Here is a 26,106-nt window from a genome sequence, read left to right on the forward strand (position 1 = left end):
CGCGCAAGGCCCCGCACCGACCGGTGCGGGGCCTTCTGCGTGGTGTGGACCGCCACCTACCGCAGGCGGGCCATCAGCGCGTGCTCCACGAGCGTGATGAGCGCGCTCTTCGCCTCCGCCCGGTGTCGGGCGTCGGTGGTGATGATGGGTGCCTCGGGGCCGATCTGGAGGGCCTCACGGACCTCCTCGGGACCGTAGGGCTGGTGTCCGTCGAAGCCGTTGAGGGCGATGACGAAGGGCAGCCCGCTGTTCTCGAAGTAGTCGACGGCCGGGAAGCAGTCGGCCAGCCGGCGGGTGTCCACCAGGACGATCGCGCCGATCGCGCCGCGGACCAGGTCGTCCCACATGAACCAGAAGCGGTCCTGCCCGGGGGTACCGAACAGGTACAGGATCAGGTCCTCGTCGAGAGTGATACGGCCGAAGTCCATCGCCACGGTGGTGGTGGTCTTGTCCGGCGCGTGCGTGAGGTCGTCGATCCCGGCGGACGCCGATGTCATCACGGCTTCGGTGCGCAGCGGATTGATCTCCGACACGGCACCGACGAACGTGGTCTTGCCCACGCCGAATCCGCCCGCCACCACGATCTTCGCGGAGGTGGTGGCGCGGGTCGGGCCGCTAGAGCTTCCGAAGTCCACTGAGAACCCTTTCAAGCAATGTCACATCTGGCTGGCCGCCCGCCGACTCGTCGCCACCGGGCTGGTGGATCGCGACCAGTCCCGCCTCGGCCAGGTCGGCCACGAGGATGCGGACGACTCCGAGCGGGATGGTCAGCAGTGCGGAGATCTCCGCGACCGACTTGATCTCCCGGCAGAGCAGGCAGATCCGCTGGTGCTCCGGCAGCTGCCCCCGCAGCCGCTCGGCGTCGGCGGTGGTCGTGACCAGCGCCTCTATGGCGAGCTGGTAACGCGGCCTGGTGCGGCCGCCGGTCATGGCGTACGGGCGTACCAGGCCGGAGGGCGTACGGGCGCGGCCACCACCGCCGGTGCCACCGCCCCGGCCCGCACCACCGGCACCCGCACCACCCCGCGCGGTCTGCGGCGGCGGAGCCTGCGGCGGCGCGTAGGGCTGGATACGCGGCTGCCGGTACTGCGGCTCGGGCTCCGGAGTGGGTGCCGAGGGGTAGCCGTACGGGTTAAGAGGCGGCTGATGCTGACTGCCGTACGGATCTCCACCGGGGGACGTGCTCACGAGTCCTCCTCCTGATACGGCTGCGTTGCCCCGCCCGGACCCCTGGAAGGTACCCGGGCGAGCCCGCACGCCCATACGTTAGTTGAGCAGGCTGCCCTGCAGTTCGGCCCTCAGATCGGGCGTGAGTACGGTTCCTGCTCGGTCGACGAGCAGGGCCATTTCGTAGCCGACGAGGCCGATGTCGCACTCGGGGTGGGCGAGTACGGCGAGGGAGGAGCCGTCGGAGACGGACATGATGAAGAGGAAGCCGCGTTCCATTTCGACGACGGTCTGGTTGACGCTTCCGCCTTCGAAGATGCGGGAGGCTCCGGCGGTGAGGGAGGTCAGGCCGGAGGCGACGGCGGCGAGCTGGTCGGCTCGGTCGCGGGGGAATCCGTCGGACATCGCGAGCAGCAGGCCGTCGGCGGAGACCACCACCGTGTGGGACACCCCGGGGGTGTTGTCCACGAAGTTGGTGATCAACCAGTTCAGGTTCTGTGCCGCCTGGCTCATCGGACTCAACTAGCGCTCCTGGTTCTGGGGGCCGCCGAATCGGCGATCGGTGGCCTGTCCGTTCGTGTCAGTTCCAGCAGTGCGCCCTTGCTGGACGCCACGTCGCAGATTACTCAACCTGCCGCGTACGTCCTCCGGTGCGCGGGAGACCTGTGGGCCACCCTGCGGGGTCTGCGCCGCGGCGCCCGGAACCAGATTGGCCTTGGGCACCCGGCGGGGCAGGCCGGAGGGGGTGACCCCGCCTGCCTTGGGCTCGCGGACCGATTCGGCCCGTTGCCAGTTCTCGTCGTTGGTCGACCGCCAGTCGGTGCCGTCCGGCTGCGGCGGGTTCTCGGGCTCGGGCTCGGGGGTCTCCTGAGCGGGCTGTTCCTGAGGTGAACTCGGTTGCTGCCGTTCGCGGCGCGGCAGGCCGGCATCCGTCAGCGAAGGCGAGACTACGCTCTCCGACGGCTGCTGGGGGAGCGGCGGAACGGATTCCGTTACCTCGGGTTCCGGAGCCGGCCATCCCTCCTGAGCAGGGGAGTAACCGGAGTACTCCGCCTGGTGACCGGCGGGACGCGCTTCCGCCTCCGGGTAGCCGGCGTCGTACCCGCCCTGGCCGCCCTGGGTGTACGCGGCGGGGTCGTACGGCTGCTGGTAGCCCTGGTCGAAGGAGTCGAAGGAACTGTCGTACGACTGAGGTGCGTACGACTGCCCGAAGAAACCGTTCTGCGGCTGCGGGTCCGGCTGTTGGGGCTGCTGCGGTACGTAACTCTCAAGTCCCTCGGAGGCCGGCTGCTCGCTGTAGCCGTGGCCGTCGTAGCCCTGCTGGTCGTAGCCGGGCTGGAAGCCCTGCTCGTACGTCTGCTGCTGGTAGGCCGGGTCATAGCTCTGGTCGTAGCCCTGGGCGCCCTGGGCGGGCTCGTAGCCGCCGTTCTCGTACGCCGGGGCCGTCTGTTGCTCCTGGGACTGCTGGGGCTGCTGCACGTCCTCCTGGCGGTCCGCGGCCGCGGCGCCCAGCTGGGCGCGGCGCTCCTCGCGGAGCAGCGAGCGGCCCACCGGGTCGAGGGAGTTGCCCTCTTCGTAGCGGGAGTCGTCGAAGCCGAGCTCCGCGGCCGTGCGCTGGTGGCCGAGTTCCGGCCGCAGCAGGCCCGCGCCCTCCTCGACGGCCGTGTGCTCGGGGACGATCCGCGAGACGGTGAAGTCCCGGTCGTCCTCGGGCAGTTCCTCCTCGCCGCCACCGCCGTGGGTGATCGGCTCGGGCAGCATGACCAGCGAGGTCGTCCCGGCCTGCTCGCCCGAGGGGCGCAGCTGGACCCGGATGCCGTGCCGCTCGGCCAGCCGGCCGACCACGAACAGACCCATCCGCTTGGCGATCTCCACGTCCACGGTGGGCGGGTCGGCCAGCTTGTGGTTGATGTCCGCGAAGTCCGTGGCCGTCAGGCCGATGCCCTTGTCGTGGATCTCGACCATCACCCGGCCGTCCGGCAGCCGGGTCGCGGTGATCCGCACCTTGGTCTGCGGCGAGGAGAACGAGGTGGCGTTCTCCAGCAGCTCGGCCAGCAGGTGCACGAGGTCGCTGACCGCGCTGCCGTGGATGTCGGTGTCGGGGATGCCGACCAGCTCGATGCGGTCGTACGCCTCCACCTCGGAGGCGGCCGCGCGCAGCACGTCCACCAGCGGCACCGGCTGGTTCCAGTTGCGGCCGGGCTCCTGGCCCGCGAGGACCAGCAGGTTCTCGCCGTTGCGCCGCATGCGCGTGGCGAGGTGGTCCATCTTGAACAGGTGCTCCAGCTGGTCCGGGTCCGCCTCGTTGTTCTCCAGCTCGGTGATCAGGGTGAGCTGGCGCTGGATGAGGCCCTGGTTGCGCTGGGAGAGGTTGGTGAAGATCGCGTTGACGTTGCCCCGCAGCAGCGCCTGCTCGGCGGCCAGCCGGACCGCCTCGCGGTGCACCTGGTCGAAGGCGCGGGCGACCTCGCCGATCTCGTCCCGGGTGTTGATCGGGATCGGCTGGACCTGGGTGTTCACCCGGCCGGGGTCGGTACGCGACAGCTGGTCGACCAGCGCGGGCAGCCGGGTCTCGGCGATGTCGAAGGCCGCCGAGCGCAGCCGCCGCATGCTGCGGCTCATCGAGCGGGCCATCAGGCCGGCCACGATGAAGGCGATGATCAGGGCGACCAGCACGATCGCCGAGTTGGCCAGCGCGTCCCGCCTGGCGTCGGAGGCGACCGTGGCGGCGCTGGTGGTGGCCTGGTCGGCGAGGTGGACCTCGACCGAGCGGTACGCCTCGAACAGCAGCGTGGAGGCCGCCATGTACGACTCGGGGGTCACGCCCTCGGCGTGCAGCTGGGACAGGGAGTAGGCCGGGTTGCCCAGGTCGTTGACCATCTTGGTCAGGTCCGGCGGCACGACGTAGGCCGAGTGGCTCGCCACCGCCTTGTTCTGGGCCGCGGTGATCTGCTCCTGGCCCTTGGCCACCGCCTGCTTCTGCGCGTCCTGGAGCCGCTGCGCGTCCTCGTCGGTGCCGCCGCCCGCGTACTCCTCGAGCGCGATGGTCTCCAGGTACTGGTACGAGCCGAGCGAGGTCCGCTGGAGCGAGAGCTGGGTCGAGGTGGACGACGGGTCGACCAGGATGTGCATCCCGATGGACCGGGTCAGCGACTCCGCGGCCTTGGCCAGCGAGACGGCGTAGAGCGTACGGCCGTAGGCGGCGCCGTTGTCGGTGCCGTAGCCGAGTTCATTGGCCAGCTCCATCAGCGGGTGCTGGATCCTGACGTACCACTCCTCGGTCTGCACACCGGACAGCTGGCCGGTGTAGGCGGACTTGCGGAGGGAGGCCAACTGGGGCTCGACCACGCGGAAGTTGTTCATCCGGCGCTGGAGGTCGGAGTCCTTGGGTATGCGACCCGCGGCCTCGTTGAAGTCGCGGGCGGCGTTGTCGGTGGCGGCGTAGGCCGAACTCACCGTGGCCGACTCCCGCTTGCCGGCGAGCAGCGGGACGACGGTGACGTCCCGCTCGTTCTCCAGCGCGTTGCCGTACGTGGCTGCGGCCCGGACCAGGTTCGCGGTGCGTACCGCGGTCTCCGCCTCGTTCCAGGTGTCCACCGAGCTCTTGACCCGGAAGCCGCCGAAGACGAGGGCGACCAGCACCGGGATCAGCAGAATCGCGTTCAGACGTGTGGCGACCCGCCAGTTCCGCATGCTGAACCGGCCGCCGGGGCCGGGCGGCTCGGGAGCTTCCGCGGCCACCGGGTCGGGGCCGGTGCCCGGACGCTGGGGCGGCGTGAAGTTCCCCCGCGGGCCCTGATCGGTACCCGCTTCTGCTCGCCTCGTGTTCCTCACTGGACCAACAACCTCTCGGCGACGGCGCAACGACGGCCGTTCCTACGCTCGGGTTCTGCGAATTCCAGCACGTCATGGGGGTACCGGCCAAACGTCCGGCACAGGGGAACTGACGTCCGAAGGGTAAAGATAAAACGGGCATAAGTCCAAAGCCCCGTCAAACCATATGACAGACGTACGCGCTGTGGCACCGGGTGAGCGCGAGCAGTGTTCACAGGCCGTGGAAACTCTCTCGAAATGTTATGAAGACGGGGACCCCCCGTGCCGGTCGGCACAACGGGTCCCCGTGCTCCTGCGATGTGGCAACTCGCCACGCCCGCCACCTACTTGAGACGCGCCAGCAGGGCGTGCTCCACCAGCGTGATCAGCGCGCTCTTGGCCTCGCCGCGGTGTCGGGCGTCGGTGGTGATGATGGGTGCCTCGGGGCCGATCTGGAGGGCCTCACGGACCTCCTCTGGGCGGTACGGCTGGTGTCCGTCGAAGCCGTTGAGGGCGATGACGAACGGAAGTCCGCTGTTCTCGAAGTAGTCGACGGCCGGGAAGCAGTCGGCCAGCCGGCGGGTGTCCACCAGCACCACCGCGCCGATCGCCCCGCGCACCAGGTCGTCCCACATGAACCAGAAACGGTCCTGGCCCGGAGTGCCGAAAAGATAAAGGATCAGATCGTCGTCGAGGGTGATACGGCCGAAGTCCATCGCCACGGTGGTCGTGGTCTTGTCCTGGACGTGACTCAGATCGTCGATCCCGGCCGACGCCGAGGTCATGACCGCCTCGGTGCGCAGCGGGTTGATCTCCGACACCGCGCCGACGAATGTGGTCTTGCCCACACCGAAGCCACCCGCCACCACGATCTTCGCCGAGGTCGTGGACCGCACCGGCGGCGCGCCGTACGCCTGCTGCGGCTGCGATCTAGAGCTTCCGAAGTCCACTGAGCACCCTCTCAAGCAGTGTCACATCTGGCTGACCGCCCGCTTCGCCGCTGCCCGGCTGGTGGATGGCCACCATGCCGGCCTCGGCGAGGTCGGCCACAAGAATCCTGGCCACGCCGAGCGGGATGGCCAGAAGCGCGGAGATCTCGGCCACCGACTTGATCTCACGCGTCAGATGGCAGATCCGCTGGTGCTCGGGAAGCAGCCCCGCGTACTGCGCCGGATCGGCAGTCGTGCTGACCAGCGCCTCAAGGGCGAGCTGGTAGCGAGGCCGGGTACGGCCACCGGTCATGGCGTACGGCCGCACCAGCGGCTGGTCGCCTTCCACCCCGTACGGCGCGTGGTGGGACGCGCCGTACGGGCCCGGCGAGGCGGGTGGCGGGGTCATGAGGGTCCTCCGTGTCCGGGCAAGTGCTTGCTGGTGCGCGATAACGAGAACATGCGGTGACTCGCTGACTTCCTTCGCTCAGTGCATGAGGCTGCCCTGGAGCTCAGCACGGAGATCCGGGGTCAGTACGGTTCCTGCTCGGTCGACGAGCAGGGCCATTTCGTAGCCGACGAGGCCGATGTCGCACTCGGGGTGGGCGAGTACGGCGAGGGAGGAGCCGTCGGAGACGGACATGATGAAGAGGAAGCCGCGTTCCATTTCGACGACGGTCTGGTTGACGCTTCCGCCTTCGAAGATGCGGGAGGCTCCGGCGGTGAGGGAGGTCAGGCCGGAGGCGACGGCGGCGAGCTGGTCGGCTCGGTCGCGGGGGAATCCGTCGGACATCGCGAGCAGCAGGCCGTCGGCGGAGACCACCACCGTGTGGGACACCCCGGGGGTGTTGTCCACGAAGTTGGTGATCAACCAGTTCAGGTTCTGTGCCGCCTGGCTCATCGCACTCAACTAGCGCTCCTGGTGATTCGTACCGATACCACGGCCGTCGGTGTTGCCCCCGGCCTGGCGGCCTTGCTGGATCCCCCTGCGGAGGTTGGTGAGCCGGCCGCGCACGGCGTCGGGGGCCCGGGACACCTGCGGGCCGCCCTGCGGCGCCGCCTGCGGTGTCGCGCCGCCCGCGACCAGGTTGGCCCGGGGCACGCGCCGCGGCAGGCCCGACGGGGTGACCCCGCCGGCCGACGGCTCGCGCACGGCCTCCGCCCGCTGGCGCAGCGCGTCGTTGGGCGAGCTGCGCCAGTTCGGCGTCTCGCGCGGCAGCGGCTGGGCCACGGGTGCGGACGGTGCCGGGGAGGCGGCACCGGCCGGGGCCGCGGGGCCTGCCGGGGAGGCGGTGGACTGGGCGGTCGACGGCTGCGGGGTGCTCGCGGGCCGCTGCGGGCCCGCGGCCGGGCGGTCGTCGCGGCGCTGCGGCGGGGCCGTACGGCCCACCGGGCGCGGCGGCGGGGCCTGCTGGCCGCGTCCGGCCTGCTCGACGTGGACCTGCTGCATCCGCTCGGCCTGGCCGGTGCGGAACCAGTCGGACTCGATCGCCGCGAAGATCGGCGTCGGCTCGTCCCCGCGGGTCGGGGCCGGCGGCAGCGCCATCGGCTCGTGGGCGGGCGGCAGTTGGTGCTCGGGGCGGCCCTGCGGGGGCTGCTGGACCGGGTACTGACCGGGGCCGCCGGTGTCGCCGGGGCCGTTCTGGGGCCGGGCCTGCGGCTGCGGGGGCAGCGCGTGCTGGCCCGTGCCGTCGGCGCCGGGCGCCCGGTGGGTGCCGGTGTTCGACGGGTCCTGGGCGTTCGGCGTCCAGCCGGGGCTGCCCTGCGAGCCGCGCTGTGCGCGCTGGGGGAGCCCGCCGGGCTGGGGCCGGTCCTGCCGCGGCCGGGCGGCGGGGGCGCCGTACTGGTTCGGGCCGCCCTCCAGGCCGCGGGGCTCGCCCTGCGGGGGCCGCGGGGCCCGGAACTCACCGGTCTCCTCCGCGCGGACGGCGGGGAACTGGGCGGTGTCGCCGGGCCCGCCCTGCTGCGCGGGCGCCGGGAACTGCCCGGTGTCGGCGGGGCCGGACGGCTCAGGGGGAGCCGTGAAGGGCCCGTTGTCCCGGTTGCGGGGCAGACCGGCGTTGTACGGGTCGTCGGGGTTGGGCGGCGCGGTGAAGGGGCCGTTGTCGCGGTTGCGGGGGAGGCCCGCGTTGTACGGGTCGTCGGGGTTGGGCGGCGCCGTGAACGGCCCGTTGTCGCGGCTGCGGGGCAGACCGGCGTTGAACGGGTCGTCCGGGTTCGGGGTCCACTCGGGGCTGCCCTGCGGGCCGCGCTGGCCGCGCTGCGGCAGGCCGCCGGGACGGCCGCCCTGACCGCTCTGACCACCCTGTACGCCAGGACCGCCGGGACCGCCCTGGCCGGTCGGCGCGAACTCGTCGCCGCGGATGGCCGGGAACTGGGCGGTGTCGCCCGGGCCGCCCTGCCGCGGGGGAGCGGGGAACTGCCCGGTGTCGTCCGGCCGGCCCTGACCGGCCGCGGCCTGCGCCGGACCGCCCTGGCCGCCGCTGCCCTGACCCGCGCCGACCGGTCCCGCGCCGACCGGTCCCGCGCCCTGGCGCGGGGACGGGCCGGGACGGCCGCCGAAGACGTCGGAGCGGAAGCCGTCGGGACCGGTGCTCTGCGGCTGCGGCGGCGGGAAGCCGCGGCCCGGAGCGCCGCCCTGGGCGCCCTGACCGGGCTGGCCGGGCTGGCCCTGCGGACCGCCGGGCTGGTTCTGGTTGCTTTGCGGGCGCCCCTGGGGGCCGCCGGGACGGCCCTGGCGGCCGCCCTGCTGTCCGGGCCTGCCCGGCTGCTGGCCGAACGGGTCGCCGCCCTGCTGCTGGAGGTCGGCCCGCGCGCCTTGACCGGGCGCGCCCTGGCCGTCGAACGCCGGAGTCGCCTCGTGGTCCTCGTGACCGCGCGGAGTGTCCTGGAGTCCCCGGTCGTCGGGGAAGCCCTGCGGGCCGTCCTGCGCGGCCCAGCGCGGGCCCGCGGGCTGCTGCGGGGCGCCGCCGGGACCGCCGGGGCGCCCGGCCGCGGGGTTGAGCGCGGGCCGGCCCGCGCCGCCGCCGACCTGGCCGCGCTGCTGGCCTCGGTTGACCTGCGGGGAGTTGCCGAAGGCGCCGGCGATACCGGAGCCCGAACCGCCGCCCTGGGCCGGGGGAGCGCCCGCGGCCCGCCCGGGAGGCGTGTTCTTGGCGTTCGCGCCGCCCTGGGTGACGTCGACGGGCAGCATGACCAGCGCGGTCGTACCGCCGGAGTCGGACGGGCGCAGCTGGATGCGGATGCCGTGCCGCAGGGACAGCCGGCCGACCACGAACAGGCCCATGCGGCGGGAGACGGAGACGTCCACGGTCGGCGGGCTGGCCAGCCGCTCGTTGATGTCGGCCAGGTCCTCCGGCGACAGGCCGATGCCCGTGTCGTGGATCTCGATCAGCACCCGGCCGTCGGGCAGCGAGTGACCGGTGACGCGCACCTTGGTCTGCGGCGAGGAGAACGAGGTGGCGTTCTCCAGCAGCTCGGCGAGCAGGTGCACGAGGTCGTTGACGATACGGCCGGTGACCTCGGCGGACGGCACCGAGGTCAGCTCGATGCGCTCGTACTGCTCCACCTCGGAGGCGGCGGCGCGCAGCACGTCGACCAGCGGGACCGGGCGGGTCCACCGGCGGCCCGGCTCCTCACCGGCGAGGACCAGCAGGTTCTCACCGTTGCGGCGCATACGGGTCGCGAGGTGGTCGAGCTTGAAGAGCGAGGAGAGCTGGTCCGGGTCGGCCTCGCGGGACTCCAGCTCGGAGATCAGCGACAGCTGGCGCTGGATGAGGCCCTGGCTGCGGCGCGAGAGGTTGGTGAACATCGCGTTGACGTTCCCTCGCAGCAGCGCCTGCTCGGCGGCGAGCCGTACGGCCTCGCTGTGGACCTCGTCGAAGGCGCGGGCGACCTGGCCGATCTCGTCACGGCTGTTGATGCCGATCGACTCGACGGAGGTGTCCACGTCCTGCGGGTCGGTCTCGGAGAGCTGCTTGACCAGCTCGGGCAGCCGCTTCTGGGCGACGTCCTGGGCGGTCTGCTGGAGCCTGCGCAGCGAGCGGATCATCGAGCGGGCGACGACGAAGGCGCCGATCACGGCGACACCGAGGACGAGCAGGATGATCGCGCCGGAGATCAGCGCCTCCTGCTTGGCCTCGCTCTGGAGCCGGAGCGACTTCTGCTGCATCTCGTTCAGCAGCGAGCGCTCGATCTGGTTCATCGCCTGGATCTTGGTCTTGGCGGCGTCGTCCCAGTCCAGGTAGGAGCTCTCGATCTTGGTGATCGCGCCCTGCGACGCGGCGATCCGCTGGCGCAGGTTGTCGTGCGCGCTGATCGTGTCGTTGCCGCCCTCGATGGGCTTGAGCAGCGCGGCGCTGTCGGTGCCGTAGACCTTCTGGAAGCGGGTCAGCGCGGTGGCCTCGTCGGACGAGCTCCACTTGACCGTCTGGTAGTCGTTCGGGTTGAACGTGCCACCGGTGGCGAACGCGGCGCTGATCACCGCGCGCTGGATCGACTCGTACTCCTTGGCCGAGGAGAAGGCCGCGAGCGCGCGGGTCGCCTTGATCATCTCGGGGTTGTTGGTCGCCTGCGCCATGTCCTGGGAGAGCGACAGCAGCGAGGTGACCAGACCGTCGTACTGCGAGACGGTCTGCGCGATGCCGGACTCGCCGGAGTAGGCCTCGTCGCGGATCTCGCTCAGCGTGCTCAGCTGGCCGCCGATGGAGACCAGGGTCGCGCGGACACCGCTGTAGACCGGGTCGCGGTCCGAGACGTCGTCGGTGGCGGACTGGTAGAGCTTCAGCTCGCGGTCGGTGTCCTGGCGGGAGGCGGCGACCGCGTCGCTGTTCTTCTGGCCGGAAGCGAGGGGGCCGGCCGAGCTGTCCCGTTCCTCCTGGAGCGCGGCGGCGAGGTCCGTCGCGTGCTCGGTGATGTCGGTCAGCGTCTTCATGTGCTCAAGCTGGTTGATGTTGTCCAGCGAGCTGTGGATGCGCATGCCGCCGAGCGCGGAGGCGGTCACCACGGGGAGGGCGAGCAGCGAGATGAGTCTGGTGCTGATCCGCCAGTTGCGCATGGCTATTCGGGGGCCGGGCTTGCTGTCGAGGCCGGTGATACGGCCCGCCTCGATGCCACTGGGCATGCTCATCCGCCCAGGGGCCACCGTGGCCCCGGACGTGGCGGCTCCGGAGTCGGCCGCCGCGTGCGTCGAACCGTTGCCGGTCCCGCCGGGCGGCTGCTCCGCGTCACCCGCAGCGCCGCTGTCCCTCTTGAAACGTCCCTGCACTAGCGTCGCAACCTCTGGACCAGGCGTCCCCCGCAGTCAAGCGGACGGGACGGTGTCGAGTCATGGGGGCCCGGACCGCCCCGGGTCGCGAGGAGGTCGTTGATGCCCTTCACCGTCGCTCAGTGCTCCTGACGCGCCCCCTGCGCGCCGGCTCGATGTGATGCGGCGGTCCGAGGAATTCCAGCACAGTGCCTGATCTCCCAACAAGGCCCGTAGCCGACCTGTTGGAATGTGTCACTCGGGGCAATGAGCCAGGCACACAGTGTGGGTCGCCGGTCCGGTGATATGGGGTGATAGCGGACCGCCTGGAAGGGGGTTCGGAGGGGCGTTCGGGTGTCCCGGTCCGATGGCTCACGGGTGGAATGTCGCCGTAAGGTGGCTGATGTCCGTTTTCGATGGCGAGGACAATTGTCGGAAATACGAGGTATGCGACTCACTTCGTGAGCAAAATCACAGGCTGTCAGATGTCTGGGCCCTCTGATTTCGGGCATGCGCGGCACTAATCTGGTGCTTTACGAAAACGGCACAATGTCCACCGCTGTGCGCCCCCCGGCGCCCGAGACCCGAGGTCCCCACGGCTGATGAAGCGCACTCTGACGATCCGCCGGACCACCGCCAACCCGCGGCGCACCACCCTCGCGCACCTCAAGGACGCCTCCGAGCTGGGCACCGCGCGGACCGCGGAGGAGACCGCGGTGCCCGAGGCGCGCGAACTGCCGCAGCGCACCGCGAACCCCCGTCGTACGGTACTCACCGAGCTGCCCAAGGCGCCGGTCGCCCCCTGACCCGCCGCCCGCCCGCCGTACCGCCTGTGCCCTTCACACGTCGCTGACCTGCGCATTCTTGTCGGCTGACCGGGGTACGGGCTGGTCGGTGGGCGTACGCCCGGCCGTTAGTCTTGAGCCATGCGCATCGCCAGGTTCTCCATCGACGGCAATGTCGCCTTCGGAGCGGTCGAAGGCGACCCGACAGGCCCTGACAGCCTCGACGGCCTCCTCCTCGACATCATCAAGGGCGTCCCCTTCGCGGACTTCACACTGTCCGGTACGAAGGTGCCACTGAACAAGGTGCGGCTGCTGCCGCCCGTCCTGCCCAACAAGGTCGTCGCGATCGGCCGCAACTACGCCGAACACGCCGCCGAACTCGGCCACGAGGTACCGGCCGCGCCCTGGGCGTTCTTCAAGCCGTCGACCTCGGTGATCGGCCCCGGTGACCCGATCGTCTACCCCTCCTTCTCGAACGAGGTCCACCACGAGGCCGAACTGGCCGTCGTGATCGGGCGGATGTGCCGCGAGGTGCCGCGCGAGCGGGTCAAGGACGTCATCCTCGGCTACACGTGCGCCAATGACGTCACCGCGCGCGACACCCAGCGGACCGAGAAGCAGTGGGCGCGGGCCAAGGGCTTCGACTCCTCCTGCCCGCTGGGCCCCTGGATCGAGACCGGGCTCGACCTGGCGACCGCCTCCGACCTCGCGGTCACCGCGACCGTCAACGGCGAACTGCGCCAGGCCGGCCGCACCGGCCAGATGATCAACTCCATCGAGGACCTGATCGTCAACATCACCGAGGCGATGACCCTGCTCCCCGGTGACGTCCTGCTGACCGGCACCCCCGCGGGTGTCGGCCCGCTGCTCCCCGGCGACGAGGTCGCCGTCTCCATCGAAGGCATCGGCACTCTCACCAACAAGGTGATCTCGCGTGGCTAGCGCTCCTGTTTCCGACGCACGCGGCTCTGACGTCCGCGTCCGCTTCTGTCCCTCGCCGACCGGCAACCCCCATGTGGGCCTGGTCCGCACCGCCCTGTTCAACTGGGCCTTCGCCCGGCACCACCAGGGCACCCTGGTCTTCCGGATCGAGGACACCGACGCCGCCCGCGACTCGGAGGAGTCGTATCAGCAGCTGCTGGACTCGCTGCGCTGGCTCGGCCTCGACTGGGACGAGGGCCCCGAGATCGGCGGCCCGCACGCGCCCTACCGGCAGTCACAGCGCATGGAGATCTACGCCGACGTGGCCCGCCGCCTCAAGGAGGCCGGGCACGCGTACGACTGCTACTGCACCGCCGCCGAGCTGGACGCCCGCCGCGACGCCGCCCGCGCGGCCGGCCGGCCCTCGGGATACGACGGCACGTGCCGCACGCTGACCGCCGAGCAGGCCGCCGCCTACCGGGCCGAGGGCCGTGAGCCGATCGTCCGCTTCAAGATGCCCGACCGGCCGATCACCTTCACCGACCTGGTCCGCGGCGAACTCACCTTCACCCCGGAGAACGTGCCGGACTACGGCATCGTCCGGGCCAACGGCGCCCCGCTCTACACACTGGTCAACCCGGTCGACGACGCGCTCATGGAGATCACCCACGTACTGCGCGGCGAGGACCTGCTCTCCTCGACCCCGCGGCAGATCGCGCTCTACCAGGCGCTGATCGACCTGGGCGTCGCCAAGGACGTCCCCTCCTTCGGCCATCTGCCCTACGTCATGGGCGAGGGCAACAAGAAGCTGTCCAAGCGCGACCCGGAGTCCTCGCTCAACCTCTACCGCGAGCGCGGCTTCCTCCCCGAGGGCCTGCTCAACTACCTGTCGCTGCTCGGCTGGTCCTACTCCGCCGACCAGGACGTCTTCACGGTCGCGGAGATGGTCGCGAAGTTCGACATCGGCGACGTCAACGCCAACCCGGCGCGCTTCGACCTCAAGAAGGCCGAGGCGATCAACGCCGACCACATCCGCCGGCTGGACGTGGCGGACTTCACCGACGCCTGCCGCCCCTGGCTGAGCGCCCCGCACGCGCCCTGGCCCGCGGAGAACTTCGACGAGGCCGCCTGGCAGGCCATCGCGCCGTACGCGCAGACCCGGCTGACCGTGCTGTCGGACATCACCGCCAACGTCGACTTCCTCTTCCTCGACACCCCCGCCGACGACGAGGCGTCCTGGGCCAAGGCGATGAAGGACGGTTCGGCCGACCTGCTGCGCACCGCGCGCACCCACCTCGACGCGGCCGACTGGTCGTCCCCCGAGGCGCTGAAGGTCGCCGTGCTCGCCGCGGGCGAGGCGCACGGCCTCAAGCTGGGCAAGGCGCAGGCCCCGGTCCGGGTGGCCGTCACCGGCCGTACGGTCGGGCTGCCGCTCTTCGAGTCCCTCCAGGTGCTCGGCCGCGAGCGCACCCTGGAGCGGATCGACGCCGCCCTGGCCCGGCTCGGGGGCTGAACCGCCGCGGGCCGCCGCGGATAAGCTGCGCGCATGGCGATTCGAGCCGTTGTATGGGACGTCGACGACACGATCTTCGACTACGCGAGCGCCGACCGCGCCGGCATGCGAGAACATCTGAAGCACGAGGGCCTGCCCGACGGATACGACTCCGTCGAGCAGGCCCTTACGCGTTGGCGGGAGCTGACCGACGCGCACTGGGCCCGGTTCGCGGCCGGCGAGTGCGACTTCGAGGGACAGCGCAGGGACCGGGTGCGGGAGTTCGTCGGGCGGCCGCTGAGCGACGAGGAGGCGAGCGCCTGGTTCGGGCGGCACGTGGTGCACTTCGAGGCCGCCTGGGCGCTGTTCCCCGACGCGCTGCCCGCCCTGGACGTGCTGGCGGGGGAGTACCGGCACGCGGTGCTCTCCAACTCCGCGTTCGATCCGCAGCACCGCAAGCTGTCCGTGCTGGGCGTACGGGACCGGTTCGAGGCGCTGCTGTGCGCGGTGGAGCTGGGGGTGTCCAAGCCGGCGGCCCGGGCCTTCCACGCGGTGTGCGAGGCGCTGGCGCTGGAGCCGCACGAGGTCGCGTACGTGGGAAACGAGCCGGACATCGACGCGCGCGGGGCCGTCGAGGCGGGGCTGCTGGGCATCTGGCTGGACCGGGAGAACGTGGGCGGCCGGCCCGAGCTGACCCGGATCACCGGGCTCGCCGAACTGCCCGGCCTGCTGCGCGGCGATACTCGTTTTGGAGCGGTGTCCCGGATCGGGTAATGTTCTTCCTGCGCCGCCCGAGAGGGCCGAGAGGCCCGGCCGGAAAGCGTAACCGAACAAAACCCCCAAGGGGTTGCGTTTTGGTGGGGTATGGTGTAATTGGCAACACGGCTGATTCTGGTTCAGTTGTTCTAGGTTCGAGTCCTGGTACCCCAGCGCATGTTGAAGCAAGCCCCCGTTGTGTAGCGGCCTAGCACGCTGCCCTCTCAAGGCAGTAGCGCCGGTTCGAATCCGGTCGGGGGTACAGATCCTTCTCGCGTGGTCACTTTGGGTCGCACCCGGTGGTCGCGATGCAGGATCGCTAGGGCCCCCGTTGTGTAGCGGCCTAGCACGCCGCCCTCTCAAGGCGGTAGCGCCGGTTCGAATCCGGTCGGGGGTACGGTGTGCACTGCGTGCAGCAGTTTGGGTCGGGCCCGTCGCTTTCCGCGGCGGGCTTTCGGCGTTGCCGCGCCGGGTGGGTTGCGGCGGGGCTTTCGCCCCTGTGGGGCGCCTCAAACGCCGGCGGGGCTGAAACGGTTCGCCTCCGCGGGGTGGCGGCTTTCCCACCGGCGGGGCTCGGGGCTTTCGCCCCTGCGGGGCGCCTCAAACGCCGGCGGGGCTGAAATCCTTCGCCTCAAGCGCCGACCGAGCTGAAACGGTTCGCCCTGGACGCCGGCGGGGCCTGGGAACTGCTTCCGCCGGCGGTGAGGGGGTCAGCTGGTGCGGCGGAGGGCTTCGCTGAGGCGGGCGGCCGCGTCCACGACGGCCTGGGCGTGCATACGGCCCGGGTGGCGGGTCAGCCGCTCGATCGGGCCGGAGACGGACACCGCGGCCACCACACGGTTGGACGGGCCGCGCACCGGCGCCGAGACCGAGGCCACACCCGGCTCGCGCTCACCGATCGACTGAGACCAGCCGCGGCGCCGTACGCCGGACAGCGCGGTCGCGGTGAAACGGGCGCCCTGCAGACCGCGGTGCAGCCGCTCCGGCTCCTCCCAGGCCATCAGCACCTGCGCCGCCGACCCGGCCTTCATCGGCAGCGTGGAGCCCACCGGCACGGTGTCCCGCAGTCCGGACAACCGTTCCGCCGCCGCGACACAGATCCGCATGTCGCCCTGCCGGCGGTAGAGCTGCGCGCTCTCGCCGGTCACGTCCCGCAGATGCGTCAGCACCGGGCCCGCCGTCGCCAGCAGCCGGTCCTCGCCGGCCGCCGCGGCCAGCTCCGACAGCCGGGGGCCCAGGATGAAGCGGCCCTGCATGTCGCGGGCCACCATGCGATGGTGTTCGAGCGCGACCGCCAGCCGGTGCGCGGTGGGGCGGGCGAGGCCCGTGGCGCCGACAAGCCCGGCCAGAGTGGCCGGACCGGACTCCAGCGCGCTGAGCACCAGAGCCGCCTTGTCGAGAACGCCGACGCCGCTAGAGTTGTCCATGCAACGATACTCGCGTCTCATACTGTGAAACGCAAGTTCAATTTTGCCGGAAAGCCGTCAGGCTGGAAGCACAGGGCAGGACGGTCGGCTCCCGCGGCGGCAAGCACGACGCGCGAGGGGGCGCCGAGACCTCCGCCGTACACGTGCACCACACACGAGTTGGCCCGTGATGGCGCGGGCCGGAGGGACAGCGATGGGTAGGACACTCGCGGAAAAAGTCTGGGACGACCATGTCGTCCGCCGCGCCGAGGGCGAGCCCGATCTGCTCTTCATCGATCTTCACCTGCTGCACGAGGTGACCAGCCCCCAGGCGTTCGACGGGCTGCGGATGAACGGGCGGACGGTACGCCGCACCGACCTCACCATCGCCACCGAGGATCACAACACCCCGACCCTCGACATCGACAAGCCCATCGCCGACCCGGTCTCGCGCACCCAGCTGGAGACGCTGCGCAAGAACTGCGCCGAGTTCGGCGTACGGCTGCACCCGCTCGGTGACGTCGAGCAGGGCGTCGTGCACGTGGTGGGCCCGCAGCTGGGGCTGACCCAGCCGGGCACCACCGTGGTCTGCGGCGACTCGCACACCTCCACGCACGGTGCTTTCGGCGCGCTGGCGTTCGGCATCGGCACCTCGCAGGTCGAGCATGTGCTGGCCACCCAGACGCTGCCGCTCGCGCCGTTCAGGACCATGGCGATCACCGTCGACGGCGAACTGCCCGCCGGCGTCACCGCCAAGGACCTGATCCTCGCCGTGATCACCCGGATCGGCACCGGCGGCGGCCAGGGCTATGTCATCGAGTACCGCGGCTCGGCCATCGAGAAGCTGTCGATGGAATCCCGGATGACCGTCTGCAACATGTCGATCGAGGCGGGCGCGCGGGCGGGCATGATCGCCCCCGACCAGATCACGTTCGACTACCTGGAAGGGCGCGTGCACGCGCCCAAGGGCGAGGACTGGGACGCGGCCATCGCGTACTGGAAGACGCTCAGGACCGATGACGACGCCGTCTTCGACCACGAGGTGCGGATCGACGCGAGCGAGCTCGCGCCGTTCGTCACCTGGGGCACCAACCCCGGCCAGGGCGCGCCGCTGAGCGCGTCGGTGCCGGACCCGGCGTCCTTCGACGACCCCAGCGACCGGTTCGCCGCCGAGAAGGCCCTGGAGTACATGGGCCTGTCCGCCGGACAGCCGCTGCGCGAGGTCAAGGTGGACACCGTATTCGTCGGTTCCTGCACCAACGGCCGGATCGAGGACCTGCGGGCGGCCGCGGAGGTCGTCGGCGGCCGCCGGGTGGCCGACGGTGTCCGCATGCTGGTCGTACCCGGTTCGGTACGGGTCGCGCTGCAGGCCGTCGAGGAGGGCCTGGACAAGGTGTTCACCGCGGCCGGCGCCGAATGGCGGCACGCGGGTTGCTCGATGTGCCTGGGTATGAACCCCGACCAACTCGCGCCCGGCGAGCGCTCCGCGTCCACCTCGAACCGCAACTTCGAGGGACGGCAGGGCAAGGGCGGCCGCACCCACCTGGTGTCGCCGCAGGTCGCCGCCGCCACCGCGGTGCTCGGCCATCTCGCCTCGCCCGCCGACCTGTCCGACGCCCCTGTCCCCGCGGAGGTCTGAGCACCATGGAAGCCTTCACCTCGCACACCGGCCGGGCCGTACCGCTGCGCCGCAGCAACGTCGACACCGACCAGATCATCCCCGCGCACTGGCTGAAGAAGGTCACCCGCAACGGCTTCGAGGACGGCCTGTTCGAAGCCTGGCGCAAGGACGAGACCTTCGTGCTCAACGCCCCCGAGCGGGCGGGGGCCACCGTCCTGGTCGCGGGCCCCGACTTCGGCACCGGCTCCTCCCGTGAGCACGCCGTGTGGGCGCTGCAGAACTACGGCTTCAAGACCGTGATCTCGTCCCGGTTCGCCGACATCTTCCGCGGCAACTCGCTGAAGAACGGCCTGCTGACGGTGGTCCTGCCGCAGGAGACCGTCGAGCGGCTGTGGAAGCTGGTCGAGGCCGACCCGACGGCCGAGATCACCGTGGACCTGGTGGCGCGCGAAGTACGCGCCGAGGGCGTCACCGCGCCGTTCGAGCTGGACGACAACGCCCGCTGGCGGCTGCTCGAAGGGCTCGACGACATCAGTCTGACACTGGCCAACGAGGAGGACATCTCCGCGTTCGAAGCACTCCGGCCGTCCTACAAGCCCAGCACCGTGCAGGTCTGATCCCTCCGGGCCCCGAAAAGGTCCCGCCCCGACCGCGGGCCGGACCCTTGCGGGCCCCGCGGGTCCGCACCGATCGGCGGCCCCGCGCCGCACACTCCGAAGCGCCTCCCACCCGTCCGTGGGGGGCGCTTCGGCATGTGCGGACGACCCGGACACCCGTCCGCCATGGGTACGGTGAAAGAGCCCCGGAACACCCGGTTGGCCCTGTCGCTCTCGACAACTCGCCGCAGATGGCACAATCGACGCATGGAACGCGACGGCCAACTCGAGCTCTACGGGGTTCTCGCGGCGCGTTTGAAGCAGGCGCACACTCGCGTGGCCAATCCCGAAGTCCCTGATGGGACAAGGCGGGAGTTGAGTCGGCGGTTGCTCGCGGTGACCGCCGTGGCGAAGCACGATCTCGCCGACGCGGTACGGCGTCTGGACGTGTTAACGGCTGAGTTGGACGACCTCGGAATCCCCGATCGCTGATCTGTGGAGTACCGAGTTCGTTGCGGCACAAGGGTGATTCGCCCGTTTCGTATTTGATTTGCGGTATATATCCGCCTAGCGTGCGAAATCAGCCCGTACTCATTCGCCGGGCAAGTTTCCGAAGGGGAAGACGTGAACAAGGCGCAGCTCGTAGAAGCGATTGCCGACAAGGTAGGCGGCCGACAGGCCGCCGCGGACGCGGTTGACGCGGTTCTCGACGCGATCGTCCGCGCGGTGGTGTCCGGCGACCGGGTGTCGGTCACCGGCTTCGGTTCGTTCGAGAAGGTCGAACGTCCGGCCCGCTACGCTCGCAACCCCCAGACCGGGGAGCGGGTCCGGGTCAAGAAGACCTCCGTGCCGAGGTTCCGCGCGGGACAGGGCTTCAAGGACCTGGTCAGCGGGACGAAGAAGCTGCCGCGCGGCGGCGAGGTCGCCGTCAAGAAGGCCCCCAAGGGCAGCCTGAGCGGCGGTCCGTCCACCACGGCCAGGACCACCACCAAGAAGGCGGCGGCGAAGAAGGCCACCGCCAGGACCACGGCCGCGAAGAAGACCACCGCCACCGCCAAGAAGACCGCGGCGAAGACCACCGCGGCCAAGAAGACCACGGCGAAGAAGACGACGGCGAAGAAGGCGACCGCCAAGAAGAGCGCCGCCAAGAAGGCGCCGGCCAAGAAGGCCACCGCCAAGAAGGCCCCGGCCCGGCGGGCGTCGGCGCGCAAGACCACGGCGAAGCGCACCGCCGCGAGGTGATAGGCACGGCCGCGCCGTCGGCCGTACGACCGCGCCGGGCCGGGCCCCCGTCCAGGGAGCCCGGCCCGCGCCATGTCCGGACGGGCCGCGAGGCCCTGTCCACGGAGGGCTCCGGGTACTGCGAAGGCCCTGCCCGCGCGGGCCCCGCGCCCGCGAAGGTGCTACGCCGCCGGGTCCGCGAACGTCTGCAGCGTCACGAAGACCACCCGGCGGGCGTCCCCCGCGCCCTCGGTACGGATCCGCACCCGCTGGCCCGGCCGCAGTAGCCGCAGCTCCCCCGCGTCGAACGCGGCGGTGTCGAAGGGCAGCGGCGTCCCGTCGTCCAGCAGCACACTGCCGGCGCGGGTGTCGGGATCGAAGGTGAACGCGGTTGCCTGCATGCGGCCCATCTTGCCGTCTGACCGCCGCCGCCCGCCAACGGCCAGGACCCGCCCTAGCGGCCCGGCGGCACCAGGGCGGCGAAGAGCGGCGCGGTGCGTACCCCCACGCCCAGGGCCAGGGCCGCCCGCAGGTCGTCGAGGGTGTCCACGTCCTGCCGGACCGAGGGGACGTCGGTGAGTGTGATCTCACGTGCCCCCGACGCCAGATGACGGGCCCGTGACGGGCCGCCGAACGCGGGGGAGAGCGGCACACCGGGACCGGCGCTGAGCAAGGTTGTCCCCACCCCGGCCGCATCGGCCAGGAACGCCCGCTCCCCGGCGCCCGCGCCCGCCCGCAGCACCCCGGCCAGTTCGTCGGCCCGCAAGGCCGGGAGATCGCCGTTCAGCGCCGCCACCGGCGCGTACGGCCTGCGGTCCCGTACCCGCTCGGCGCCGTGCCGCAGCGCCGCGTTCAGACCCGCGGCGGGCCGGTCGGGCACCACGAACGCCCCCAGCCGCGCCAACTCCCGCCCGGCGGTCGGGTCGTCGGTCACCACGGTCACGTCCGTGACCTCCGGACACGCCAGCGCCGCCGTCACGGTGTCCACCGCGAACGCCAGCGCCAGTGCGGGCCGTACCGCGCCCGCCGCCGGCGCCAGCCTGCTCTTCGCCAAAGCCAGCGGCTTCAGCGGCACGACCAGCGACCACTTCCCCACGACATCCACCCCGCCATTGTGCGGGCGCGAGGCGGCCGTGCGGGGCGCGGGCGCGCCCCTGTGAGTGGTGTGGCGCACACGGTGTGCACCGGTATCAGAGGTGCCCCGCGGCGGGCGAAGGTGTGGCGTTACGGTGTGCCTAGCCGCGATGCTGGTGCGGCCGATCGGGCGCCGCACGGGCGCGGCGCCCTCGCAACGAAGAGGAGTCCGGGTGTCCCGCCGCAGAATCGGTTTCTGGTACCGCCTGGCGGCCGTCATCGCGAAGCCGCCGCTCATTGTGCTGTTGAAGCGGGATTGGCGAGGAATGGAGCACATTCCGGCCGAGGGCGGATTCCTCACGGCGGTGAACCACAACTCGCACCTCGACCCGTTCGCCTATGCGCATTTCCAGTACAACACCGGCCGCATCCCCCGCTTCCTCGCGAAGGCGTCGCTGTTCACCCCGTTCTTCATCGGCCGTGTGATGCGCGGCACCGGCCAGATCCCGGTCTTCCGGGCCACCGCCGACGCCGCCGCCGCGTTCCGCGCCGCCGTGGAGGGGGTCAACAGGGGCGAGTGCGTGGTGTTCTACCCCGAGGGCACCATCACCCGCGACCCCGACCAGTGGCCGATGGTCTCCAAGACCGGCGTCGCCCGGGTCGCCCTGCTCACCAAGGCCCCCGTCATCCCCGTCGCCCAGTGGGGCGCCAACGAAGTGCTGCCGCCGTACTCGAAGCGCCCGCACCCCTTCCCGCGCAAGACCCACCACGTCCTGGTCGGTCCGCCGGTCGACCTGAGCGCGTACTACGGACTCGAACCGACCGCCGAGGTGCTGCGCGCGGTCACCGAGACCATCATGGCAGCGGTGACGAACCTGCTGTCCGAAGTCCGCGGCGAGCCCGCCCCCGCCGCCCTGTACGACCCCCGCAAGACCCGGAGGAGCGCGTGACCGCCCGCTGCGCGGTCTACGGCACGGGATCCTGGGGCACCGCCTTCGCGATGGTGCTCGCCGACGCGGGCTGCGAGGTCTCCCTGTGGGGCCGCCGCGCCGACGTGGTCGACGCCATCAACACCACCCGCCGCAACCCCGACTACCACCCCGACCTCGAACTGCCCGCCTCCGTCACGGCCACCGCCGACCCCGCGCGGGCCGCGGCCGACGCCGAGTTCGTGATACTCGCCGTCCCCTCGCAGTCGCTGCGCGCCAATCTCGCCGCCTGGGCGCCGCTGCTGCGCCCGGACGCGGTGCTGGTCAGCCTGATGAAAGGCATCGAACTCGGTACCGCCAAGCGGATGAGCGAGGTCATCGAGGACGTCACCAAGGCAGGACCCGAGCGCGTCGCGGTGCTCTCCGGACCCAACCTCGCCCCCGAGATCGCCGACCGGCAGCCCGCCGCGTCCGTCGTCGCCTGCCGGGACGAGTCGGTGGCCCGCCGGATCCAGGCCGCCTGCCACACCTCGTACTTCCGCCCGTACACCAACACCGACGTCGTCGGCTGCGAACTGGGCGGCGCGGTGAAGAACGTGATCGCGCTCGCCGTCGGCATCGCGGGCGGCATGGGCCTGGGCGACAACACCAAGGCGTCGCTGATCACCCGCGGACTGGCCGAGACCACCCGGCTGGGCCTGGCGATGGGCGCCGACGCGTACACCTTCGCGGGGCTGGCCGGGATGGGCGACCTGGTCGCCACCTGCTCCTCGCCGCTGTCCCGCAACAACACCTTCGGGCACAACCTCGGCCGTGGCATGAGTCTCGCCCAGACCATCGCCGTCACCAGCCAGACCGCGGAGGGCGTCAAGTCCTGCGAATCCGTGGCCGATCTGGCCCGCAGACACGGCGTCGACATGCCGCTCACCGAGACGGTGGTCGACATCGTGCACAACGGCAAATCGCCGGTGGCAGCACTCAAGGAGTTGATGTCACGCTCCGCCAAGCCGGAACGGTAGGGTCAACGCGACATGAGCAACCTGCAGAATTCCGACCGCAAACCGCGCGTCGCCGTCGTCTTCGGCGGGCGCAGCTCCGAACACGGAGTGTCCGTGGTGACCGCCGCCAGCGTGCTGCGCGCCATCGACCGCGACAAGTACGACGTCCTGCCCATCGGCATCACCACCGAGGGCCGCTGGGCGCTGACCGCAGACGAGCCGGAACGGATGGCGATCGCCGACCGCCGGATGCCGACCGTCGAGCAGGTCACCGACCACGAGGGCGTCGTCGCGCTGCCGGTGGACCCGGGCAACCGCGACATCGTCTACACCGAGGCGGGCGCGGTGCCCAAGGCGCTCGGCGAGGTCGACGTCGTCTTCCCGATGCTGCACGGCCCCTACGGCGAGGACGGCACCCTCCAGGGCCTGCTGGAACTCTCCGGCGTCCCCTACGTCGGCGCGGGCGTGCTCGCCTCCGCCGTCGGCATGGACAAGGAGTACATGAAGCGGGTCTTCACCTCCTTCGGCCTGGCCGTCGGCCCCTACACGGTGATCCGCCCGCGCGAGTGGGAACGGGACGCCGAGTCGGTGCGCCGCAGGGTCGCCGACTTCGCCGGCGAGCACGGCTGGCCGCTGTTCATCAAGCCCGCCAGGGCCGGTTCGTCCTTCGGCATCAGCAAGATCGACGGCCCGGACGAACTGGACGCGGCCCTCGAAGAGGCCCGCGGGCACGACCCCAAGGTCATCGTCGAGGCGCTGCTGCGCGGCCGCGAGATCGAGTGCGGCGTCCTGGAGTTCGAGGACGGCCCCCGCGCCTCGGTGCCGGCCGAGATCCCGCCGGTCACCAGCCACGCCTTCTACGACTTCGAGGCGAAGTACATCGACTCCGCCGAAGGCGTGGTGCCCGCTCCGCTCACCGACGAGCAGACCGCGGAGGTACGGCGGCTCGCCGTCGAGGCATTCGAGGCGGCCTCCTGCGAAGGACTGGTCCGCGCCGACTTCTTCCTGCTGGACAGCGGCGAGTTCGTGATCAACGAGATCAACACCATGCCCGGTTTCACGCCGATCTCCATGTATCCGCGCATGTGGCAGGAGACCGGGGTGAGCTACCCCGAACTCATCGACCTGCTCATCCAGGCCGCGCTGCGCCGTTCGACCGGACTGCGCTGAGCGGTCCCGCCGCGCCGGACCACCGGCTCCGGAGGGCGCGCCGAGCGCCCGCCCTCCGGGGTCAGATCCCCTCGGGGATCGTGTGCTTGACCGCGGCCGCCAGATCGGCGAGCGGAGTCGCGTCGTGGGCGTACTTCTCGGGCAGCGTCAGCTCGACATACGCCTTGCGCAGGGTCGTGGTCAGCCGCACGCTGCCGTGGGCGCCCTCCTCGAAGGACCAGCTGACGCCGCCCACCTCGGCCGCCGGTGTCGAGACCAGACCGTCGGCCGCCGGGCGCGGCACCCCGCAGCGCAGCACAATGGCCGGATTTCCCCACCCGGCGGTCAGTTCGGACCCCGGCTTGAGATCATGCCGGGGCAGCCCCGCGACCTCGCGCGGCAGTTCGGCGTGGAGCGCGCGGCAGTAGCCGGCCACGTGTGCGTCAGGAACCGGTACGGCGACCGTGTCGTCCGTAGCGGAGATGAGAGCGTAGACCGCCGCCGCTGAGACACAGGCGGCGGTCGACACGGCGATCAGTACGGCCCGGCGACGATAGAACCTCACCGGGCGAGCATATGAAGAGCCCAGGGAACCGGGCTCGGTGGGGGGCTATATATGCACGACGGGACAGGTGAGAGTACGGGTGATGCCGTCCACTTGCTGGACTTTGGCGACCACCATGCGGCCGAGTTCGTCGACCGTGTCGGCCTGGGCCCGGACGATGACGTCATAGGGACCTGTGACGTCTTCGGCCTGGATGACTCCGTTGATCTTGGAGATCACCTCCGCTACTGCCGAGGCCTTTCCGACCTCGGTCTGGATCAGGATGTACGCCTGTACCACGGAACCTCCAGAGCGGCTACGAGGATCATGTGGGGAGGGGGACGCCACGTTATCGCGTCGTCGCGCACAGCGGGGAGACCCGCGCGGTACCTGACCCCCGTATTGACGGGAAACACACAGCGAAACCGGCGGATGCCGAGACCGAAGGGGACGAACCGATGAAGGGGACTGTGGGCGAGCTGGGGGAGTTCGGGCTCATCAGGGAACTGACCTCCCGCCTCACCTCGACCCCCGCCGTGAAGATCGGCCCCGGGGACGACGCGGCCGTCGTCACCGCGCCGGACCGTCGGGTGGTCGCCACCACCGATGTCCTGCTGGAAGGCCGCCACTTCCGGCGCGACTGGTCCACCGCCTACGACGTCGGCCGCAAGGCCGCCGCGCAGAACCTCGCCGACATCGCCGCCATGGGAGCGGTGCCCACCGCCGTGCTGCTCGGGCTCGTCGTCCCCGCCGAACTGCCCGCCACCTGGCCGGTGGAGCTGATGGACGGCATCCGTGACGAGTGCCAGGTCGCGGGCGCGGCCGTGGTCGGCGGCGATGTCGTACGCGGCGACACCATCACGGTCGCGATCACCGCTCTGGGTGATCTTCGCAACCGGGAGGCCGTCACCCGTTCGGGAGCGCGCCCCGGCGATCTCATCGCCGTCACCGGCTGGCTCGGCTGGTCCGCGGCCGGACTGGCCGTGCTCTCCCGGGGGTTCCGCTCGCCCCGGGCCTTCGTGGAGGCCCACCGCCGCCCCGAACCGCCGTACCACGCGGGCCCGGCGGCCGCCGACCTCGGCGCCACCGCGATGACCGACGTCAGCGACGGGCTGGTGGCCGACCTCGGGCACATCGCGGTCGCCAGCGGTGTCGACATCGACCTGCGGTCCGCCGACATCGACGTACCCGCCCAGATGACGGACATCGGCCAGGCCGTCGGGGTCGACCCGATGCACTGGGTGCTCACCGGCGGCGAGGACCATGCCATCGTCGCCGCCTTCCCCCGGGACGTGAAGCTGCCGGCCCGCTGGCGGATCATCGGCGAGGTGACCGCGCCCGCCGGCCGCACCCCGCAGGTCACCGTGGACGGCGCTCCCTGGGCCAAGGCGGGCGGCTGGGACCACTTCGGCGAGGATCTGTGAGCGGACGCGCGCCGGACCCGGGGGAGCGGGTGAACG

General features: G+C 71.2%; 25 protein-coding genes and 3 tRNA genes. 15 read left to right on the forward strand and 13 right to left on the reverse strand.

Annotation, left to right across the window (positions count from 1 at the left end; all coding sequences use genetic code 11):
• Positions 1–56: 56 nt before the first annotated feature.
• From OHA30_RS26705 to OHA30_RS26740, 8 genes are all read right to left on the reverse strand, one after another.
• On the reverse strand, positions 57–635 hold the full coding sequence (locus tag OHA30_RS26705; protein WP_326452080.1) for a GTP-binding protein: 579 nt from the start codon (positions 633–635) through the stop codon (positions 57–59).
• Positions 616–1,188: a DUF742 domain-containing protein gene (locus OHA30_RS26710; protein ID WP_328916425.1), complete on the reverse strand. Its 573-nt coding sequence runs from the start codon at positions 1,186–1,188 to the stop codon at positions 616–618. Before OHA30_RS26710 ends, OHA30_RS26705 begins: the two co-directional genes overlap by 20 nt.
• Before the next feature lie 78 nt (positions 1,189–1,266).
• Complete coding sequence (locus tag OHA30_RS26715) at positions 1,267–1,680, reverse strand: roadblock/LC7 domain-containing protein (RefSeq protein WP_033173109.1); 414 nt, start codon at positions 1,678–1,680, stop codon at positions 1,267–1,269.
• A gap of 9 nt (positions 1,681–1,689) precedes the next feature.
• On the reverse strand, positions 1,690–4,860 hold the full coding sequence (locus OHA30_RS26720) for a sensor histidine kinase (protein ID WP_328918007.1): 3,171 nt from the start codon (positions 4,858–4,860) through the stop codon (positions 1,690–1,692).
• 464 nt (positions 4,861–5,324) lie between these two features.
• Positions 5,325–5,930: a GTP-binding protein gene (locus tag OHA30_RS26725; RefSeq protein WP_328916426.1), complete on the reverse strand. Its 606-nt coding sequence runs from the start codon at positions 5,928–5,930 to the stop codon at positions 5,325–5,327.
• A complete protein-coding gene (locus OHA30_RS26730) occupies positions 5,911–6,318 on the reverse strand; it encodes a DUF742 domain-containing protein (RefSeq protein ID WP_093788885.1) in 408 nt (135 codons plus the stop codon). The genes OHA30_RS26725 and OHA30_RS26730 overlap by 20 nt, the downstream gene beginning before the upstream one ends.
• A 78-nt stretch (positions 6,319–6,396) precedes the next feature.
• A complete protein-coding gene (locus OHA30_RS26735) occupies positions 6,397–6,810 on the reverse strand; it encodes a roadblock/LC7 domain-containing protein (protein WP_205043647.1) in 414 nt (137 codons plus the stop codon).
• Between the two features lie 9 nt (positions 6,811–6,819).
• Positions 6,820–11,175, reverse strand: coding sequence for a sensor histidine kinase (locus tag OHA30_RS26740; protein WP_405785204.1), 4,356 nt, complete (start codon positions 11,173–11,175; stop codon positions 6,820–6,822).
• A gap of 581 nt (positions 11,176–11,756) precedes the next feature.
• Between OHA30_RS26740 and OHA30_RS26745 the strand changes: the two genes are divergently transcribed.
• From OHA30_RS26745 to OHA30_RS26775, 7 genes are all read left to right on the forward strand, one after another.
• Complete coding sequence (locus tag OHA30_RS26745; RefSeq protein WP_328916427.1) at positions 11,757–11,960, forward strand: hypothetical protein; 204 nt, start codon at positions 11,757–11,759, stop codon at positions 11,958–11,960.
• Positions 11,961–12,080: 120 nt separating this feature from the next.
• A complete protein-coding gene (locus tag OHA30_RS26750; RefSeq protein ID WP_328916428.1) occupies positions 12,081–12,881 on the forward strand; it encodes a fumarylacetoacetate hydrolase family protein in 801 nt (266 codons plus the stop codon).
• On the forward strand, positions 12,874–14,373 hold the full coding sequence (gene gltX / locus OHA30_RS26755; RefSeq protein WP_328916429.1) for a glutamate--tRNA ligase: 1,500 nt from the start codon (positions 12,874–12,876) through the stop codon (positions 14,371–14,373). The genes OHA30_RS26750 and gltX overlap by 8 nt, the downstream gene beginning before the upstream one ends.
• 33 nt (positions 14,374–14,406) lie before the next feature.
• The gene (locus OHA30_RS26760; RefSeq protein ID WP_328916430.1) at positions 14,407–15,126 is read left to right on the forward strand and encodes an HAD family hydrolase; all 720 of its coding nucleotides are present in this window, start codon (positions 14,407–14,409) and stop codon (positions 15,124–15,126) included.
• 84 nt (positions 15,127–15,210) lie between these two features.
• Positions 15,211–15,282, forward strand: a tRNA-Gln gene (locus tag OHA30_RS26765).
• 15 nt (positions 15,283–15,297) lie between these two features.
• Positions 15,298–15,370: transfer RNA gene (locus tag OHA30_RS26770), tRNA-Glu, on the forward strand.
• A gap of 62 nt (positions 15,371–15,432) precedes the next feature.
• Positions 15,433–15,505 (forward strand) — tRNA-Glu (locus OHA30_RS26775).
• Positions 15,506–15,818: 313 nt separating this feature from the next.
• Here the strand turns inward: OHA30_RS26775 and ndgR are convergent.
• Positions 15,819–16,535, reverse strand: a complete 717-nt coding sequence (gene ndgR / locus OHA30_RS26780) for an IclR family transcriptional regulator NdgR (protein ID WP_328916431.1) — start codon at positions 16,533–16,535, stop codon at positions 15,819–15,821.
• Between the two features lie 193 nt (positions 16,536–16,728).
• On the opposite strand from ndgR, the gene leuC reads away from it, so the two are divergent.
• From leuC to OHA30_RS26800, 4 genes are all read left to right on the forward strand, one after another.
• Positions 16,729–18,153: a 3-isopropylmalate dehydratase large subunit gene (gene leuC, locus OHA30_RS26785; protein WP_328916432.1), complete on the forward strand. Its 1,425-nt coding sequence runs from the start codon at positions 16,729–16,731 to the stop codon at positions 18,151–18,153.
• A gap of 5 nt (positions 18,154–18,158) precedes the next feature.
• Entirely contained in the window at positions 18,159–18,752 is a 594-nt protein-coding gene (leuD, locus tag OHA30_RS26790; protein WP_328916433.1) for a 3-isopropylmalate dehydratase small subunit, read from the forward strand.
• 246 nt (positions 18,753–18,998) lie between these two features.
• Positions 18,999–19,223: a hypothetical protein gene (locus OHA30_RS26795; RefSeq protein WP_328916434.1), complete on the forward strand. Its 225-nt coding sequence runs from the start codon at positions 18,999–19,001 to the stop codon at positions 19,221–19,223.
• Between the two features lie 132 nt (positions 19,224–19,355).
• On the forward strand, positions 19,356–19,973 hold the full coding sequence (locus tag OHA30_RS26800) for an HU family DNA-binding protein (RefSeq protein ID WP_328916435.1): 618 nt from the start codon (positions 19,356–19,358) through the stop codon (positions 19,971–19,973).
• A gap of 161 nt (positions 19,974–20,134) precedes the next feature.
• Here OHA30_RS26800 and OHA30_RS26805 read toward each other — a convergent pair whose 3' ends face one another.
• Together OHA30_RS26805 and cofC are read right to left on the reverse strand one after the other, a co-directional pair.
• Positions 20,135–20,353 (reverse strand): hypothetical protein, encoded by a 219-nt coding sequence (locus OHA30_RS26805; RefSeq protein WP_328916436.1) that lies wholly within the window; start codon positions 20,351–20,353, stop codon positions 20,135–20,137.
• Positions 20,354–20,406: 53 nt separating this feature from the next.
• Positions 20,407–21,057 carry a 2-phospho-L-lactate guanylyltransferase gene (cofC, locus tag OHA30_RS26810; protein WP_328916437.1) on the reverse strand — a complete coding sequence of 217 codons (651 nt, stop codon included), beginning with the start codon at positions 21,055–21,057 and terminating at the stop codon, positions 20,407–20,409.
• Positions 21,058–21,259: 202 nt separating this feature from the next.
• Here cofC and OHA30_RS26815 point away from each other — a divergent pair, with 202 nt between their 5' ends.
• From OHA30_RS26815 to OHA30_RS26825, 3 genes are read left to right on the forward strand one after another with little or no spacing between them, the layout of a single operon-like run.
• Complete coding sequence (locus OHA30_RS26815) at positions 21,260–21,976, forward strand: lysophospholipid acyltransferase family protein (protein ID WP_328916438.1); 717 nt, start codon at positions 21,260–21,262, stop codon at positions 21,974–21,976.
• The gene (locus OHA30_RS26820; protein WP_328916439.1) at positions 21,973–22,974 is read left to right on the forward strand and encodes an NAD(P)H-dependent glycerol-3-phosphate dehydrogenase; all 1,002 of its coding nucleotides are present in this window, start codon (positions 21,973–21,975) and stop codon (positions 22,972–22,974) included. Before OHA30_RS26815 ends, OHA30_RS26820 begins: the two co-directional genes overlap by 4 nt.
• Before the next feature lie 12 nt (positions 22,975–22,986).
• Complete coding sequence (locus OHA30_RS26825; RefSeq protein WP_328916440.1) at positions 22,987–24,123, forward strand: D-alanine--D-alanine ligase family protein; 1,137 nt, start codon at positions 22,987–22,989, stop codon at positions 24,121–24,123.
• Between the two features lie 61 nt (positions 24,124–24,184).
• Here OHA30_RS26825 and OHA30_RS26830 read toward each other — a convergent pair whose 3' ends face one another.
• The gene (locus tag OHA30_RS26830; RefSeq protein WP_328916441.1) at positions 24,185–24,667 is read right to left on the reverse strand and encodes a DUF3515 domain-containing protein; all 483 of its coding nucleotides are present in this window, start codon (positions 24,665–24,667) and stop codon (positions 24,185–24,187) included.
• Between the two features lie 45 nt (positions 24,668–24,712).
• The gene (locus tag OHA30_RS26835) at positions 24,713–24,946 is read right to left on the reverse strand and encodes an Lrp/AsnC family transcriptional regulator (RefSeq protein ID WP_328916442.1); all 234 of its coding nucleotides are present in this window, start codon (positions 24,944–24,946) and stop codon (positions 24,713–24,715) included.
• A gap of 158 nt (positions 24,947–25,104) precedes the next feature.
• Here OHA30_RS26835 and OHA30_RS26840 point away from each other — a divergent pair, with 158 nt between their 5' ends.
• A complete protein-coding gene (locus tag OHA30_RS26840; protein ID WP_328916443.1) occupies positions 25,105–26,070 on the forward strand; it encodes a thiamine-phosphate kinase in 966 nt (321 codons plus the stop codon).
• The last annotated feature ends 36 nt before the right edge of the window (positions 26,071–26,106 follow it).

Source organism: Streptomyces sp. NBC_00223 (assembly GCF_036199905.1).
Lineage (GTDB): Bacteria > Actinomycetota > Actinomycetes > Streptomycetales > Streptomycetaceae > Actinacidiphila.